Consider the following 17,752-nt stretch of genomic DNA (forward strand, 5'->3'; position numbering starts at 1 on the left):
TAAAATCTTTTGTGACTTTTGTGGTTTTAAAAAAAAATAAAAGCCTCTTTCCAGAGGCTTTTTATTAATGATGAGAAGGAAAAACTACTTTGTTTTTCTTATGTTTTGGTTTCTTCTTTTTCTTATTCAAATAGATAATAAAACCGGTAATCGGGAGTGACAGAGCAATAATGGCTGCCAGAAAATAAATAATTCTGGTGGTCATTCCAAAGATGCTTCCGGTGTGAAGATCATAATTTCTTTCTCTCAATGCGGTTCCATATCCGATATTTTTGTTTTTATAAGATTGAGATTTTAAAATATCTCCTGAATATTGATCCAAATTAAAATGTTCGTTTCTATACTGTCTACCGTCATAGGTCAGTTCAGCATAATATGTTCCCTCTTCCGATCTTGGAAAATTGATAAGTGCTGATTTTTTATCTTTCAATCCTTTTTCCATAGTGTTTCCAATCAAATCCAGGATGTTATTCCGGTTTGAAAATTCTTCGGAAGGAATTGTACTTTTGGCTTTTTTTTCTGTTGGAATATTTCCGTTCAGTGTGTTCTTTACCCATTTATCTACATCTTCGAAGCTCCATATCAATGCGGAATAAGAGATTAAGAGTAAAGGAATCACAGCGTAGAACCCCAACACATTATGAACATCATAATTGATTCTCTTCCAATTGGCGGACGTTTTAATGAAGAACATTCCTTTCAGCATGGCTTTACTCATTTTTCGGGGATACCATATCACAAGCCCCGATAAAAGGATAATAGCAAAAATCAATGTGGAATAACCGGTAATTGTTTTTCCGATTTTTTCTCCCAGCAGAAGTCTTCTGTGAAGATCCAGCACAATTTCAAAGAAATCTTTTTTGGCATCTTCTACTTCCTGTACTTTTCCCGTGTAAGGATCTACATAAATCCGGTAATAATAAAGATAAGTTCCCCAATACGTCCATGCTTCCTTATCCATTTTCAGTGTGCGGAAGACATAGGTTCGTGAGGGATCGGAAGGCATTACCACTCTTTTGACTTTCAAACCTTCAGGAAGTGCTTTTTCTGCTTTTTCCGTAAGTTCTGATAATGAAAGTTTTTTTCTTCCAATGTTTTCAACATAATATCTGTTGGGATGAACAATATGTTTTAATTCTTCTTCGAAAGCCAGAATACAACCTGTAGCGGCTATGATAACAACTATAAGCCCGGACGTTAGTCCGAGCCATAGATGTAACTGATATGCAATTTTTCTAAACTTCAGCTTCATTCTTAAAATTTAAAGCTAACCTCAGCAACAAAATTACGAGGCATTTGAGCTACTACCACTCCCTGTCCTGCAAAATATTGTACATTGCCCAGGTTATTCATTTTAAATCCTAATCTGTATCTTTCTTTTTCAAGTGAAATAGAAGCATTGATTAAGGTGTAGGCAGGAAATATAAACTGTCCGGTTCTCACTTTATTTCCGGTAATCTGTTTTCCTACACGGTTTACCCCAAAACCTACTCCAAGTCCCTGAAGTCCTTTGATCGGAAGAATATAACTGATCCAGGAATTAAATACATTCGCAGGACCTGCAGATTCCGGACGACGTCCTTCTACATCTGCATCTGCTTTTTCAAATCTGCTGTGGTTATAGGAATATCCGGCCATAATGTTTAATCCCTGAACAGGATTCATGATGGTTTCAATTTCAATCCCTTTACTTCTCTGTGTTCCATCCTGAACAACAATATTGTATTCTTTTCCGTCACGGATTACGCCACTTCCTCTCTGGATGTTATCTACAAGAATATCGTAGTATCCAACGGTGAAATTAATTTTATTTCTCCAAAGATTTCCTTTTAATCCTACTTCCCACTGATTGGCCATCTGAGGTTTCATTTCTCCGCTATAATCTGGCAACTGCTGTGTAACAGGTGCTATATAGCTAAAGCCATTCATATAGTTTCCATAAGCAGATAACTGGTCTTTAAGAATCTGGTATACGATTCCCACTTTTGGAGACCATGCAGTCTGCTTAAAATCACCAACACGTTTGTTATCACTCATATTAAGCTGTCCTTTACTTTCGTAATGATCCATACGTAAGCTTAAAAGGGTAATCAAACGGTCTGTAATATAAGTTACATTAGATATATAGGCTCCATAAAGGTTTGATGAAGAAGTATTTCGCACCAAAGATGCTGGAGAAGCTTGAATCTTTTTTAATGCCAAATCTTTGGAAATATTACCATATACCCCTGTTACCGGCAGTACTACTGGTCCTGTAGGATTTGTCCCATCAATGTAATCATACACTACAATCGGAGAATGATTATTGTTGATAGATTGATTTAAATAATCTAATCCGATTAACACTTTATTTTTAATTTTTCCGATATTAAATTCTCCGTTGAAGTTCTGCTGAACACTTGTAGAAGAAGCTTCCGAGTTCTGCCACTGTACGTTACGTTCCAGCAGAGCATCGCTGGTTGTTCCTCTGATAAACTGATATTGATATAATCCTTCCGTTTTTCTGAAGTTTCTTGAAAGCAACGTTTGCGAAGTCCATTTATCCGATATTTTGTAATTGGCCTCTGCTTTTACATTGATAGACGGAGCTTTTAAGGTCATATCATTGTTGGAGTAAGACCTTTTCCAGTCGAATCCAAGTTCATCTGGTGTATGAGCAACATAGGGTCTTGTTCTGGCCAGAAAAATAATTGGAGTGTTTGTTCCTTCATAATTATAAATCTGAGCTCCTAAGTTAAATTTCAATCTTTCATTAACCTGATAACTTACTGTAGGTGCTACAAAGAATGACTTTCTGAATTCAGAATCTCTAAATCCGTTCTGATATTGATAAGCGGCATTCAAACGGAATAACATATTTCTGGATTCTGTAATCGGACCATAAACATCAGCGGTTACACGGTTCAGGTTATAGCTTCCCATCAGATAAGAAGCTTCTCCCCCGAAATAATCTTTCGGTTTTTTGGTGACCGCATTAATCAAACCTCCAAAAGAAGTTACAGCCCCACCATACAATGTTCCTGAAGGTCCTTTGATCACTTCAAGACGCTCAAGATCGGCAGGATCTATCTCTCCGTTCGTAGTTGCAGGAACGCCGTCTACCATAGATACTTTGGTAGGAAATCCTCTAAGGCTGTAGTAGAAACTTCCGTCTCCTGAACCTCTTCCCGGACTTCCCTGCATTTTTACCATACCCGGAACGTTTTTCAATACTTCCGAAATATCGTAAGTAAGCTGTTCTTTCATGATCTGCTGGTTGATGCTTGTGTAAGCCTGTGGATTTTCAAGAACTTTCAAAGGCATTTTAGCCACTGAAGTACTGTCTTTATCCAAAAATTTATTTCTGCTCACTGCGTATACTGTAATTCCCTCAATCACATTATTGTGTAAAGGGGCATAGATCGCAGGGATTTCATAGACATCTTTCTGAATGTGGATGGGTTCCCTCATCAGTTCGATATCATTTAAAACCACCTGAAGCGTATATTCTCCAGGTGGTACATTTTCAAAGTAATATTCTCCTAAATTATTGGTTTTTGCCTGATAAGACGTGTTGACAAGTCTTAAAATAGCATTTTTTACTGGTGCTTTTTCAGACAGCATGATTTTGCCATGAATTCTGTCGCCCTGTTGTGCAGAAAGCGAGTTTGAAGATAAAGCAAGACCAAGAAGTAATATAAGGGTTTTAGATGTTTTCATGCTGTAAGTTTTGTAACAGGGGATAGTTTATTTTACCGTTTTGTGATAATGGGAATGATTCTATAAGTTCTGTGCGTACATATTGGGGATTGATACGCAGTTTATTTTTAATGGTTTCGGTGATGATCTGAGGATCTATTTCCGGATTGTCATACAATACCACGATTTTTTTATCATTGGCATTCAGACATACGAAAGTATTGCCCTGCATTTCATTTTTAAGGATAAATTCTACCTCATCCAGATTAAGGCGTATTCCGAAAAGCTTCATGATACGCTTTATTCTTCCTGTGATATAATAAATTCCGTTCTCCCCTTTTCTTGCTGTATCTCCGGTATGTAGTACGGAAGGTTGCTCATAAGTAGCAAGATCCTCCAGTTTATTAGCATAACCTCCAAAAATACTGACATGTGAAAAAAGAAGTTCATCTGTGTCAGGATCAATCTTGAAGTTTCCTCTCTCTACAACAGTTCCAATAGAGGTTTCTTCTTCAAGGAGTCCTTCCGTCGTAAGGTAAGCCATTCTTCCTCCAGCTTCTGTTTGTCCGTACTGCGCAAAGAATTCTTTTTTAAATTCATGACAATAAGAGAATAGAGTTTTCCTCAGTTCAGCGTTGATCACCCCTCCGGTATGGGTAAAATACCTCAGACTTGGAGAGTCTTTTCTGAAGAATCCTATTCTGTTCAGGTTCTCATAAAGAAAAGGAACTCCGCCTAAAGTACTGTAGCCATACTCCTCCATTTCGTCCCAGAATGCTTTCTGCATAATGTCTTTATCAGTACATACAATTCTTCCTGCGCGCATACAGTTCGTAGTGAAAATAGAGAACCCGTATACGAAGTTGATAGGAACGTTTAAAGGAACTACATCCGTTCCCTGAATCGGCATATACTGAAGGATACTCAATGCGTTCTGATAAAGACTTTCATCAGATAATTTAACAAGCTTTGGAACGCCTGTTGTCCCTGAAGTACTCAAAAGGATTTTGATATCAGGATGAATCGTAATTTCACTCTTATAATCATTCTTCGCGAAGATGCTGATGTTGTCTGAGAATACTTTCAGACTGTATCCGGCAATTTCCTCTCTTTGCGGATCAAAGATGTATTTAGGACGGTATTCCGCTTCAATACGTTCTTTAAATTCCTCATGCAGTTTCTGTCCCAGTACCGCAATGGTGTGCGCTGTACCATAAAAATTGAGCAGCACTTCAATACTTGACAGCTGGTTGTCATTGTATAAAAAGAGCAGCCCTTTTTCTACGGGGTTTAAGCCTAAAGACCGGTACAGTGTTCCCACCGGTATTGTTGTACCGGTGGAAGCATCTGTAAACCCCAAGTTCTTATTGGCAATTACATTTTCTAAAATTTTCATATGCTTAGTTTTCTACGAATACATCGTATTTTTTCATTTTTTCGCGAATCTTTCCGACGGTTCCCATCTCCAGAATATCATTAAAATCAAATTTGATCTGATAAAACTGTTCAAGTGCTTCTACGATAAGAAGATGAGACATAGAATCCCATTCCGGGATTTCCTGATACGTTAGTTTTTCATCTACCAATTCTTTCTTGATTGCAATGGCAGAGGCAATAATTTCATAAAATTCTTCTGTAGTGTTCATTTTAAATTTTTATAGTTTTCCATTTTCCATTTTTAAAAATCATTAGGAATAGTACAGCCAAAACAATTTCCGAAGAAACGATTGCGGTAAATATTCCTCTCAGTTCCCACTGAAATCTTACTCCCAAGAGATAAGCCAGAGGAAGCTGAATCACATAAAACATGACGAGGTACAACAACGTTACCTGTAATATGTTTCCGGCCGCATTCAGAGCACGGCTGATCACCATGGTAAACCCTAACAGCAGATAAGCCATAGATACCACATGGATGTATTGAACCGCATATCTTGCAACTTCCGGTTCTGTAGTGAAAAATTTCACCACATATTCCGCTGCAATCTGCCAGAATAAAGCTACGAGTACCAGATAAGTCATGTTGATGGTTCCGGCTCTCCAGACTGTTTTTTCAGCACGTTCCGGTTCTCCGGCACCAAGATTTTGGCCAGTAAGAACTCCGGCCGCATTTCCTATTCCCCAGGCGGGCATCGTAGCCACTGAAGCTATACGCTGGGCAATAATATATCCTGCAAGCGCTGTAGTTCCGAAAGTGGAGATAATCTTCACCATAATCAGCCAGCTGGATGTTGGGATGATATACTGAACCAGCCCTCCAAAAGCTATTTTCAGAATCTTCTGCAGCAATGGAATATCAAGCTGGAAAGGAACTCTGATGCTTATACTGGTTTTTCCTGTGGCAAATACAAAAGCCTGGTATAAAACACCTAAAAGCCTCGACAAAACTGTAGCATAAGCCAATCCCATCAATCCAAAAGCAGGAATAAATCCTAATCCGAAAACAAGGATTACTGCGAAAATGATATTGGAAATATGGCAGATCCAAAGTGATTTCATGGCAATATCGGCATCACCAGCCCCTCTGAAGAGTCCATTCACAGAAAGACGGAGAATCACAAGCCCGATACTTAGGAAGACCAGCCTTGAGAAAGAAACGCCTTCGGTTACCGTACCGGCATTAACTCCCAGGAAATCCACAATTTCTGTGGCAAAATAGCTGGAAACTCCCCCAATAAGCACCGCAAAAAGTAAAGCAAGAAGAATGATATACTGAGCTGTTCTGCCCATTCCTTCCTGATCTTTTTCACCTGCTCTTCTGGCTGTGAGAGTAGCTGCAGCAATTCCCAGACCTACTGCGATGGCATAAGCAAAATTGATGTAGTTATCTGTAATTCCTACAAGACCCAGAACTTTGTCTCCTAATTTTGCAATAATCAATAGATTGACACTCACAAAAACAGATTCCATGACAAGTTCCATTACCATGGGAATGGCAAGGCTAAAGATGGAACGGTTGATACTTCCGGAAGTCAGTTCAACTTTTTTCCCGGCTATGGCTCCATACGTAAAAACCGCTCCTTCTTTTAGTATATGCAGGAATTTCCTCATACTGCTGCTACTGAATTTTTATTGGCAATCTGATACAACGGATTAGGCAATGCTCCATCTTTTCTTGGAATAGCAAATGCTTTATTTTCGCTGTAACCGTTATTTTTCAGACGCAGACTGTTGATATAGAATCTTTTGAATGCCGGCACGTACAGGTCATACTTTTCGTATCTTTCCTGAAGGTGGGTATTCTCAGCTTTATAATTTTCTACACAGTTGTGAACTAGTTCCCAGAATGTCTCTTCATTAAAGTTGGAATAGGTATGCAGCGCATTCGACAGATATCTGAAGAAAGCATCAAAAACTCCCAACAAAATAAACAACGGGATATTTTCTTTATTGGAAGACTGAATCAAACCATCTGCAAGGTGTGCAGGAAGCTTTTCTCTGGCTTCTGTAGTAAGTACAATATCATCCACAAAATCTTTGATTACGATTCTCTTCGGAACTCCGTTCTTCAGAACCACCATAATGTTTTCTCCGTGTGGCGTTACACATAATGAATGCGTGTAATAGATATGTAGCAAAGGCGTAAGATAGGCATCAAGATAGCTTTCAATCCATTCTTTAATGCTCACTCCTGCTTTTTCAGCAAATGCCTGAACCAATGGAACTCCGCTCTCATCTACATATAGTAAAGAAGCCATGGTTACCATTTGCTCATCTTCTTTCAGATAATTTTCAGCACTTTCTCTCCATAATGCTCCAAGGAATTCATTATATTGATAAGGTACGCTCGCAATAGCTCCATATTGTGGATGCAGATATGTGATGGCAGCCTCTTCACCTAAGAAAATAGTCTCTTTGTTTTCAAGGTAAGCATCATCTTTAATCAAGCCTTTTACCCAGTCTGTAATAGCCGGAGCAATTTTCATCTGCTTAGGAGATAATCCTCTGATATTTCCAGTACTTAGAATAGAAACAGCTGTTTTCAGATATCGTTTTTTAGGATGGTCTACATTGAATAAAGTACGGATACTCTGCTGCGGACTGTAGGTATCACTACCCTCTCCTAATTGGATTAAAAGCCCGGAAGCAATATCTCCTGCGAAATGAATCTGAAGTTTATGTTCCCATTGCCATGGATGTACAGGAATGAAATGATAGTCTTCAACATTTTTACCTTCACTGATCAGTTTTTGTTGAAAATTATTATATAAATCTTCTCCTATTTCAGAACGGTAAAATTCTTCTCTGTTGATATGTTCCAAAGACTGAAATGATGATCTGCTTTTATGAGAAGCCAGCCAGATTACTTTTAAATTTTCATCTGCTTCAGGAGCAAATGTTTTCAGATCTCTTGGAGAAAAACCTAATCGGCTTTTGTTCACAATGACCCACGGATGTCCGGTCATATTATGTTCTACAGTTTGATAATCTGCATCAGCAAGATCTTTTGAAGACATTACACCTTTAGATAAAATCAAAGCATCACAATACAACGTATGCAGTAATTCTTCTGTATATCTTGCAATCGTATAAGGATCTAAGTCAAAAACAGTCTGCATTTCCAGAAAGAAAGCTGCTACATCTACTGAAGACAGCTCTTCACCGTTTTCTGTTTTTGTAATGCTGTCTTTATCAATATGCCAGTAATCCATCATTCTTTCCTGTCCGCGGAAGCTGTAGACAATATTTTCAACTCCGGTTTCAAGGGTAAAAACAGTATATCCGTCTTTATCTTCAAAAGTTACCACAGGTTTTAGAAGCTCTTCGTGCATCAGTTCTGCGATGGTTTTGGCCATTAGGTTTCTGTTGGCCTGATTCCAGTTTTCCTGGCTTACTGTATTTTTTAAGTTGGTGTTCATTTTATGATTAAATTTTGGCAGTTGGTAAATCAGCATATTTTTCTACATCGAAATCCTGGAAAGCAATTTTCTTTTCAATTTTATAATGCTCTCTTCCCAGAATATTATTGATGATGTAGGAATTACGGTAAGCCGCCATTCCTAAGTCGGTAGAAATATAGCTGTGGGTATGTACTTCAGCATGGAGAACATAAATTTCGCCTCCGTTATGGTCTATTGAGTAATTCCTATTCACATCAAATAATCCGCTGGAATCTCTTTTAATTCTGGATTGAATATTCTTTAAGAAGGCAGGTTCATGATAACGGTATCCGGTTCCAAGAATCAAATAATCAGCTTCCTGATCATAAGGCACTTCCTGTTCCAGTTGTGTAAACTCAAGATTGATGAAGTCCGGGTTGCTGTTATCTACTCTATTCAGCTGGCTGTTAGGAATAATTTTAAGATTAGGATCAGCATTGTCGATATTCAGATCATAAATAAAATCATAGATATCATTGATCAGATCGTAATTAATCCCTTTAAACTGAGCTTGCTGCTTGCTTAAAATGGTTTTCCTTGCAGATTCGCTTCTGTTGTAGAAATATTCAACATAATCCGGAGAAGTAAGTTCCAGTGTCAGTTTAGAATATTCCATAGGGAAAAATCTGTCCGGACGGGAATACCATCCCAGTTGCGTTTCTTCATTTCTGTTTTGAAGAAGGTCATAAAATACTTCTGCAGAACTCTGCCCCGAACCGATAATGGCAATTTTCTTTCCTTGAGACAGCAATTCCTCTTTTCTATACAGATAAGAGCTGGTATGAATAACACGGGAATCATCTTTGGGAATAAAAGAAGGAATATGAGGTTGTGTTCCTGTTCCTAAAATCAGTCTTTCCGTTTTGAAAACTGTAGTTTCTTTTGTTTTGGTGTGAACTGTCGTTACATGATATAATCCATCTTCATAAATAATATCAACTACCTGCGTTGAAAAGCGACACTGAGGAAGCTGTTCAATCACCCATTGGCAGTAACGGTTGTATTCTTTTCTCGGAATGAAAAAATCTTCTCTGATAAAAAACTTATACAGTCTTCCTGTTTCCTTTAGATAATTCAAAAGACTCAAGGGATTGGTAGGATCAGCCATGGATACGCAGTCGCATAAAAATGGAGTCTGCAGGGTTACATGGTCAATCATCAATCCCGGGTGCCAGTCGAAACCATCTCTCTGGTCCAGAAAAAGGGTCTTCAGTTCCGAAATCGGATTAGATAATGCGGCAAGTCCCAGATTAAAAGGACCTATACCTATGCCTATTACATTGTATACGGCTTCGTTAGTCATTTTTTGTGATGTTTGTGGTGATTTGTACCTCTTTATTTTGCGGGAATTTTTCCCAATACCATTCTCTGTAACAGAAGTTCAGATTGGCTTTTTTATGAGGCATTTCTATTACTTTGTCTACTTTGAAGCCTACATGAGCTTTGTTCATCATAGATGCAAGAGAGTCTACAGATCCTTCTCCTACCATTTTTCCTACCTGTGGCTGTGCAAAAACATAATCAACCATAGATTGAGTGGATGGAGATACAAATTTCTTTTTAGGATCAATAGGTGCAATAAACTGGTGTGTACCGTAATCTGTTGGCAGCACTTCGTAATAATCGCCTACAATATCTCTGCAAGCCCAATACACCTCAATATTACATGATGGTTCATCGTTACCTGCTATGATATAACTGTGTGCTTCATCACTTGGAAGCATCAGTCTGTAATACGTTTCCAGCTCGTCAATGGGCCAGTTCATCTGCCATATTTTTACGGCATGTTCACGGTTGAACCATTCATGAAGCATTTCAAGGTCATTTTCAAGATCTATAGGACGCATACTCATCGTTACGTCCTCTTTCTGGAAATACCTTTTAAAGAAAACTTCTGTTCCCTGCGGATTGATTAACTGATCCGAGAAGAAATGTTTGTGAAGAAGGTTCGGAACTTTAGCATAAGAAATTGAAGAAGCGTTCACGCCTCCGTCTACATCAGCAACCGCCGACTGAAGGTTTGATTTTACTGCCCAATATCTTTGATTCAAGGCATAATCCGTTAATGAGGAAGGTTCAGTTTCATGAAGATTTTCAAACTCCCTGTACAGAATATGAATCAGTCTTCTTTCCTTAACCAGACCTGTTTTGCCTATTGAAGCAATCAGTGCGCTCAGGTTACTTACCAGAAGGTGGTGTGAAATAATGTCCAGAAGGCGCTCATCCCTAATGAAAAGATCTTCAACTTCAGGATAATCTTTAATCAGAGATTCATATTTTCCTTTAAAGCTTTCTTTGATTAAATACCCCTGTCCGTCTCTCACATAAATAGATTCAGGAAGAAGTTGATTATCCAATTGAACAAGTAAGTTTTGCTGATGAACTTCAGGAGCCATGCCTAATTGATCATACAACCTGTTTAAAGGAGAAAGCAATAAGTTTACATACTTTTCAAACCAAATAATAGCTGCTTTTTCTGCATCTACACCCAATTGATTGGCTACATTTTTAAAGAAGTGCGTCGTAAAATTAAACCCGTCTGTAGATTCATCCTGGCAAAGTCTTGCTAATAGAATCACCTTGTCTTCATTTGAAAAAGGATTTTCACGGAGCAGTATATTCAGACTGTCCATATTCTTCCCTTCATAATGAACGCTTAACGTGGAAGGTTCCAGCAATAATTTAAAATTCGGGAAATCTTGTTCAAATGAAGCCTTTACATTTTGCCACCATATTGCGGAAGCATACCCTCTGTTGAGATCTTTTAAGCTGTTTGTTCTTACAGAGCCTGTCATTAAAACATGCAAAGAGAACTTTAACATCCAGCTAAAGTCCGGATTATATACTGTTCTTATAGAAGAAGTTGCATAAAAATCCTCCCCCAAAGGTCCTATGTGAATAATTTTTCCGGAACCAAGCATTTCAGGATATTCTTCGGTTGATAAAAGATATTGTGCTTCCCATGGATGGCATGGAACTATATAAAAATCATTTGTGTTTTCAAAATCGTAGCTTTCCGGTAAAGAAGTCCATTTTTCGAAGATTTCCTTTGCAGAAATTCCCGGAAGGGATTTTTCTGTGATACAGTCTTTATGAATCAGGAAATAATCCAGCTGAAATCCTTTTCCGAATTCGGGACCGTATAACAACTGTTCTTCCTCAGAGAATCCCATTCTTGATTTGGTGAAAGGGTGTAGATTGTGTCCGGCAGGAAGCATCTGTTCAGATTCAAGGAAAGAATAGGTTAAAAGCTGATCATCCTGAAGACAAGCTTCTGTTGTCAATTCCAAATTTCTTAAGCTGCTTTGAATTCTTTCCACAAAATTTCTGAAACCTGTTTCGTTTGTAGTCTCAGAAAGTTCTCTGTAAACCAGTTCAGTAAGCTTTTGATCATTCACTTCAAAAACTTCCTGATTTTGGTGATCTACCGCCCACAAAACAGGTCCGTATTCATGAAAAAGAGTTTCGGAACGATAAGAAACCGGAGCAAATAAAAACAGTCCGCTTTTCTTCATTTCAAACCTCATAAACAATGAATAATCACTATTTTGAAGAGCTTTTGCTGTAAGAAGATCATATTTCGGAACGCCCTGATAGAATTTTCCGTTTCCCAGTTCTCTCAGCATTCCGTTCAACAGAATTCTGAAGGTAATTTCCCGGGCTTTTTCTCCTGTTCTATTTTTCTGAATTAAAGTCTTTTCCATGATTTTTGATTGTGGTGAGAATTTGATGAATGTCTTCTGTAGTCGTAATCGGGTTCAGGAATGTAAACTTCAGATAGAAGTTCCCATCTACTTTTGTACTGGCTACAAGAATTTCTCCGCTGTAGAACAGTTTCATCTTGATGTATTGATTCAAGGCATTCAAATCACTGATTTCCGGATTTATATACCTGAAAACAAGAACACTTAAGTCAGAATCTGAAAGAAGCTCAAAATCTGCATCTTCCGTAATCATTGCAGCAACATCTTTGGTAAGATCAATCACTGTATCTGTATATTCTGCCAACTGTTCTTTCCCCATCATTCTTATGGTAAACCAAAGTTTTAAAGCATCAAATCTTCTCGTACTCTGGGTAATGGATTTATTGATCTGTGCCGGAATTTCTTCTTCGTCCATTTCTTTCGGATTCAGATAATCGGCATGATGTTTAAGAATCAGGAGTTCTTTTTTATTCTTAACAATAAAAGCACTGCTGCTGATAGGCTGGAAGAATGATTTGTGGTAATCAATCGTTACAGAATCTGCTCTTTCAATACCATTAATCAGATTACGGTATTTTTCACTTAATAGTAAAGCACAACCGTAAGCGGCATCTACGTGCATCCATATATTATACTGTTCTGCAATATTGGCGATATCTTCCAGTGGATCAATATTTCCAAAGTCTGTAGTTCCGGCTGTAGCCACAATCCCAATTGGGATATTTCCTAATTGTTCTTCTCTCTTAATGTATTTTTTCAAAAGAGAAATGTCCATACGGAAGCGGTCATCGGTAGGAACTTTAACAATACTTTTCTCACCCAGTCCCATAATGGAAGCGTTTTTCAGATTACTGAAGTGAGATTTATCTGAAACAAATATTCTGAAACGGCTTGCCTCCGCTGGCAGACCATCCATTTTAATGTTGTGATTATATCTTTTCTGAGAAAAACAGTCACGCATCATGACCAGTCCCATTAAATTACTCTGTGAGCCCCCTGCGGTGAAAACACCGTCACTTTCATTCGTATTATATCCGATCTGACCGGCAGTCCAGTCGATCAGTTTTCTCTCCATGAAGGTTCCTCCGGCACTCTGATCATAAGTATCCTGTGAAGAATTGATGGCACTTACAAGAATTTCTCCTGCCAATGCCGGGATTACCACAGGACAGTTAAGGTGAGCTACATATTGTGGTAAGTGAAAAGCTGTGGCATGCTTTACATAAATATCATCTACTTCTGCCAGAAGCTCATTATAATTGGAAAGTTTTTGATTAAGGTCTATCTGTTGTACCATTCCTTTCATTGTTTGGGCTTCTATACCACTGAAAGGTTTGTTGTTTCTGTGAAGAAATTCCTGAACCAGGTCTAAAGTACTATTGACAGCATTACGATAATGATCATAATTGTCAGGATGAAAAATATTCCCAAAATTCCCCGAAATGTGAGGTGAAGTGGTGCTTGCGAGCTCTTCTAGGGATATTAAATTGTTGTTCATAAAAGTTTTGTAATGTGATTTTTTAAATCTGTGAGTTGTTGTGGTTTTTTCGATATACGATTATATATATCTGATAGTCAGGTTTTTAAATTTTACATTTTTTATTATATTTTATTTGGTGATTACGTAATTATTACTAAATTTGAACCAGCTATTGTTATTTAGAATAATTAAAAACAAAGATAAAAATTATTACTTAACACCAAATTTTTTTTAATGAATTCTACAGAAATTTTAGATAAAGACTGTTTAACAGCGGTAAAACTGCTTCCTACGGTCATAGAAGTCACCTCTCAGGAAAGAAGAATGATAAAAGATGCGGCATTGCATCTTCAGAAAAAGTATGACAATTATGAAAACCGTGATTTTATAAAGCATGTACATCAGCTGGCGTCTTATTTCTTACCGGAGAGAATTTTAAACATAGCGGCTGATTTTGCGAGTGACTTTTCAAAAAATCAGTATGGTGCACTGATCTTTACAGGATTAATGGATATAGATCAGGAGGATATAGGATCTACCCCTCCGAATTGGCAGGCGGCAGATTATTCAAAATTTAATTTATATGGTTTTGCGTGTGCACTTATTCATGGGGCACTTCCTTCAAAACCTGTACAATATTATTCACAGCGTAAAGGCGGCGGATTGATCCACGCTATTATTCCTGACGAAAAAATGAAGGAAACACAAACCGGATCAGGATCTTCAACAGATTTATATGTACACACAGAAGATGCTTTTCTGAAACATCAGGCAGATTATTTAAGCTTTATGTATGTAAGAAATGAGGAACAGGTTCCTTCTACGCTTTACTCTATCCGTTCTCATGAATCTATCGGGGATAATTACAGACCTCTTTTTGAGCGTATTTATAAAATCCCGAAAGATGCTAACCTGGAAACGGCGGAAAATGAAGAAGAGACGTTAGATTCTGTACTGTATGGTAATTATAGTCTTCCGTTTATGAGATTTGATGCTGCGGAACAGCTTTTCAACTCGAGTATAAGACAATCTGAGGAGGCTCAAAGTACGCTGCATGAGTTCTGGGAAGAAGCCAGACATTTGATTTACTCCGGGTTTACTCCTCAGGCAGGAGATGTTATTCTGGTTAATAATCATTTATGCGCTCATGGGAGGTCGGCATTCCGTGCGGGCGTAAGAAATATTGATGGTATAGAACAGCCGTGCGAGAGAAGAATTATGCTTCGTATGATGAGTAAAGTGAGTCTTATTGATATGAGAGCACACACGCTTACAGAAGATCCGTTCTTTGTAATAGAAGAGCATTTGGGTAAAAACTTTCAACAATTTTAATATGCTGGTTAGTTAGCATTTTGAACATCAATCAATCGTAAATCCTTTTTAAGCAATGCTTAAAAAGGATTTTTTATTAGACCTATATTTTCCTATTTAAATTTAAAAATCATTTTAAATTTCTTTTATCTGGCTAATAACTTAAATAGATTTTAATAAAAATGAATAAATTATTCATTTTCATGAAACATATGCTGTTACTGTACGACAGATATTAATGGAAATTAACAAATAAATATTTTCTTTAAAAACTATTCATCATGATACAATCAACAACATTATTTACAAAAAAAATAATCAGTCTTCCGCTGGTATTATTTGCCATGGGAACTTATGCCCAGAATGAAGCGAAAACACTGGATAGTCTCTTTACAGCTCTTCATAGCCAGAATAAATTCAACGGAAATGTCCTGGTTGCTGAAAAAGGTAAACCTATTTTTGAGAAAAGCTATGGACTGGCAGATGAAGGAAATAAACGTAAACTTGATGTACAGAGCACTTTTGAATTAGCATCTGTATCCAAACAGTTTACAGCAATGGGAATTGTTCTTTTACAGAAAGCAGGAAAGCTGAACTATGATGACAAAATATCCAAATACCTTCCTGAACTCTCCTTTTATGATAAAATTACAGTGAGAAATCTTTTAAATCACACCAGTGGACTTCCTGATTATATGGAGTTATTCGAAAAGAACTGGAACAAAAGTAAATTTGCAGTAAACGATGATATCATTAAAGAATTTGCAAAGTATAAACCTACTTTGGAATTTGAACCTAATCAACAGTTTGAATATAGTAATACGGGATATGCTTTTTTAGCGAGCATTATTGAAAGGGTTTCCAAAAAACCTTTTGGGGAATTTTTAAGCCAGAATATTTTCAAACCACTGGATATGAAACATACATTGGTATACAGGAGTCGCTATCAGCCACAGTCAGTTTCCAATTATGCTTTAGGATATGAAACTGATGAGTCCGGAAAAAAAGTTCTGCTGGACAGTCATGGGAAAGAATATTACACCTATTATCTTGACGGAATTGTAGGTGATGGGATGGTAAATTCTACTTTGGAAGATCTTCTTAAATGGGACAGAGCCCTTTATACAAACAAGCTGGTGAATGAAGATGATAAGAAACTGATATTTAATGATGTTACTACAGCCAATGGGAAAGCAAGTAATTATGGATTCGGATGGTTTGTTAAAAAGACTTCCAAATATGGAAAAATAGCCAATCATTCCGGAGGCTGGGCAGGGTATGCCACCTTCATAGAAAGGCATCTGGATAATGATAAAACTTTTATTTTACTTCAAAATAACAGAACTCCACTCACTAAAATTCCATCAGATGATATTCGGAAAATACTTTATCATGAAAAACTTGGATCTGAAAATCTGAAAAAAGCCAGCCTTTCTGCAGATCAGCTTCAAGTATATTCTGGAGTATATGCTGCTCCCAATTTCCCGATGAAAATAAAAATATTTGTTCAGATCGGAGCTCTTTACGGACAGGCGGAAGGGCAGCAAGCGTTTGAACTGACAGCTTATGAAAATCATATTTTTAAGTTTGACAGTGCAGATATAAGAATGGTCTTTGATCCGGCAAAAAACACAATGGATTTCACGCAGGGAGGTTCACCTAAGTTTACATTTTCAAAAGAAAAGTAATAAGAATAATAGGTTTTGGCTAAAGCCAATATTATCATCAATAATAGAGAAAGCGGGCTAAAGCCCGTTTAATAATTAAATATAAATTTCCATGGCTCTAGCCAAAACTTAAAAGTTTATAATTTTACTGTTTAAAGAACCTGTCAAACAAAGACAATTGCTCAGATAATGATCTGCTCCAATATTCGGGAACATGTCCTCCCAAAGATTCAGTATAGAGATGCTGGATTTTCATTTCTGTCAGTTTTTTATGAAAATTCCTGTTCATATTGATCATCTGGGTGTCTTCTGTACCACAGTCGAAGATATATTGCTGTCCTGCTCCGGCCATCAGCTTTATTTTACTATCGGTAAGAAAATTGGGATTAATTGATTCCAATGGCCCAAGAACTTTATTCACCATATATTTCTGATAGCCTTCTCCGAAAGAATTGAAATCCAACGCTCCACAAGAACTCCCTACGATACCAAATGTCTTATTATAAGTCACTCCGATATTGGTTGCCCCATAGCCACCCATACTCCATCCCAGAATTCCACGGAATTTTTTCTCTGTTTTCACAGGATAATTTTTATCAATAAATTCTACCAATTCCTTTCCAATAAAGGTTTGGTATTGTGAGTCTTTAACGATTGGGCTGTCCACATACCATGAACTGTAATTCCCATCCGGAAGCACATAGATTGTTTTCAATTCCTGTGCTTTTTTTACCAGATCCGGTAGGTCCTGCTTAATGATTCTGTCAGGATTTCCACTGAAACCATGAAGGATATAAACAGACGGATAGGTTGTATTAGGCTGAAGATTGGGAGTGATGATTACTGTTTTGATTTTCTTATTCATTTTCGGACTGAAAATTTCCTGATGAATAATTTTTTGTGCTGATAACTGAATACATGCAGTCAGGACAAATACAATGTTGATAAGCTTCTTCATATTGAAAAATGTTTAATGAATGATAATCACGGATTTCTAATTATAGAACATATAATGTACCAATGATCTTTTTG

Annotated in this window: 12 protein-coding genes; 2 read left to right on the top strand and 10 right to left on the bottom strand. The window is 37.4% G+C overall.

All coding sequences use genetic code 11. The features are described 5' to 3' along the window. Nucleotides 1–64 precede the first annotated feature (64 nt). The 9 genes from REB14_RS18150 to REB14_RS18190 are packed head-to-tail and all read right to left on the bottom strand — an operon-like array spanning nucleotide 65 to nucleotide 13,760. Nucleotides 65–1,252 carry a PepSY-associated TM helix domain-containing protein gene (locus REB14_RS18150; protein WP_309522908.1) on the bottom strand — a complete coding sequence of 396 codons (1,188 nt, stop codon included), beginning with the start codon at nucleotides 1,250–1,252 and terminating at the stop codon, nucleotides 65–67. Between the two features lie 2 nt (nucleotides 1,253–1,254). After that, nucleotides 1,255–3,699, bottom strand: a complete 2,445-nt coding sequence (locus tag REB14_RS18155) for a TonB-dependent receptor (RefSeq protein ID WP_079241683.1) — start codon at nucleotides 3,697–3,699, stop codon at nucleotides 1,255–1,257. Further along, a complete protein-coding gene (locus tag REB14_RS18160; protein ID WP_079241682.1) occupies nucleotides 3,686–5,074 on the bottom strand; it encodes an AMP-binding protein in 1,389 nt (462 codons plus the stop codon). The genes REB14_RS18155 and REB14_RS18160 overlap by 14 nt, the downstream gene beginning before the upstream one ends. 4 nt (nucleotides 5,075–5,078) lie before the next feature. Continuing rightward, the gene (locus REB14_RS18165) at nucleotides 5,079–5,324 is read right to left on the bottom strand and encodes an acyl carrier protein (protein ID WP_002979498.1); all 246 of its coding nucleotides are present in this window, start codon (nucleotides 5,322–5,324) and stop codon (nucleotides 5,079–5,081) included. A gap of 1 nt (nucleotide 5,325) precedes the next feature. Further along, nucleotides 5,326–6,729, bottom strand: coding sequence for an MATE family efflux transporter (locus REB14_RS18170; RefSeq protein WP_309522909.1), 1,404 nt, complete (start codon nucleotides 6,727–6,729; stop codon nucleotides 5,326–5,328). Further along, nucleotides 6,726–8,537, bottom strand: a complete 1,812-nt coding sequence (locus REB14_RS18175) for an IucA/IucC family protein (protein ID WP_309522910.1) — start codon at nucleotides 8,535–8,537, stop codon at nucleotides 6,726–6,728. The genes REB14_RS18170 and REB14_RS18175 overlap by 4 nt, the downstream gene beginning before the upstream one ends. A gap of 7 nt (nucleotides 8,538–8,544) precedes the next feature. Then, nucleotides 8,545–9,861 carry a lysine N(6)-hydroxylase/L-ornithine N(5)-oxygenase family protein gene (locus REB14_RS18180; protein WP_309522911.1) on the bottom strand — a complete coding sequence of 439 codons (1,317 nt, stop codon included), beginning with the start codon at nucleotides 9,859–9,861 and terminating at the stop codon, nucleotides 8,545–8,547. After that, nucleotides 9,854–12,262: a GNAT family N-acetyltransferase gene (locus tag REB14_RS18185; RefSeq protein WP_309522912.1), complete on the bottom strand. Its 2,409-nt coding sequence runs from the start codon at nucleotides 12,260–12,262 to the stop codon at nucleotides 9,854–9,856. The genes REB14_RS18180 and REB14_RS18185 overlap by 8 nt, the downstream gene beginning before the upstream one ends. Next, nucleotides 12,234–13,760, bottom strand: coding sequence for a pyridoxal phosphate-dependent decarboxylase family protein (locus REB14_RS18190; RefSeq protein ID WP_309522913.1), 1,527 nt, complete (start codon nucleotides 13,758–13,760; stop codon nucleotides 12,234–12,236). Before REB14_RS18190 ends, REB14_RS18185 begins: the two co-directional genes overlap by 29 nt. 216 nt (nucleotides 13,761–13,976) lie before the next feature. Between REB14_RS18190 and REB14_RS18195 the strand changes: the two genes are divergently transcribed. Together REB14_RS18195 and REB14_RS18200 are read left to right on the top strand one after the other, a co-directional pair. Then, nucleotides 13,977–15,074 (top strand): TauD/TfdA family dioxygenase, encoded by a 1,098-nt coding sequence (locus tag REB14_RS18195; protein WP_079241677.1) that lies wholly within the window; start codon nucleotides 13,977–13,979, stop codon nucleotides 15,072–15,074. Between the two features lie 260 nt (nucleotides 15,075–15,334). Beyond that, on the top strand, nucleotides 15,335–16,741 hold the full coding sequence (locus tag REB14_RS18200) for a serine hydrolase domain-containing protein (protein ID WP_309522914.1): 1,407 nt from the start codon (nucleotides 15,335–15,337) through the stop codon (nucleotides 16,739–16,741). Between the two features lie 124 nt (nucleotides 16,742–16,865). Here the strand turns inward: REB14_RS18200 and REB14_RS18205 are convergent, their stop codons facing one another. Beyond that, nucleotides 16,866–17,678 carry an alpha/beta hydrolase gene (locus REB14_RS18205; protein WP_079241675.1) on the bottom strand — a complete coding sequence of 271 codons (813 nt, stop codon included), beginning with the start codon at nucleotides 17,676–17,678 and terminating at the stop codon, nucleotides 16,866–16,868. Nucleotides 17,679–17,752: the final 74 nt, after the last annotated feature.

Origin of the sequence: Chryseobacterium metallicongregator (assembly GCF_031324065.1) — a bacterium.
GTDB lineage: Bacteria > Bacteroidota > Bacteroidia > Flavobacteriales > Weeksellaceae > Chryseobacterium > Chryseobacterium metallicongregator.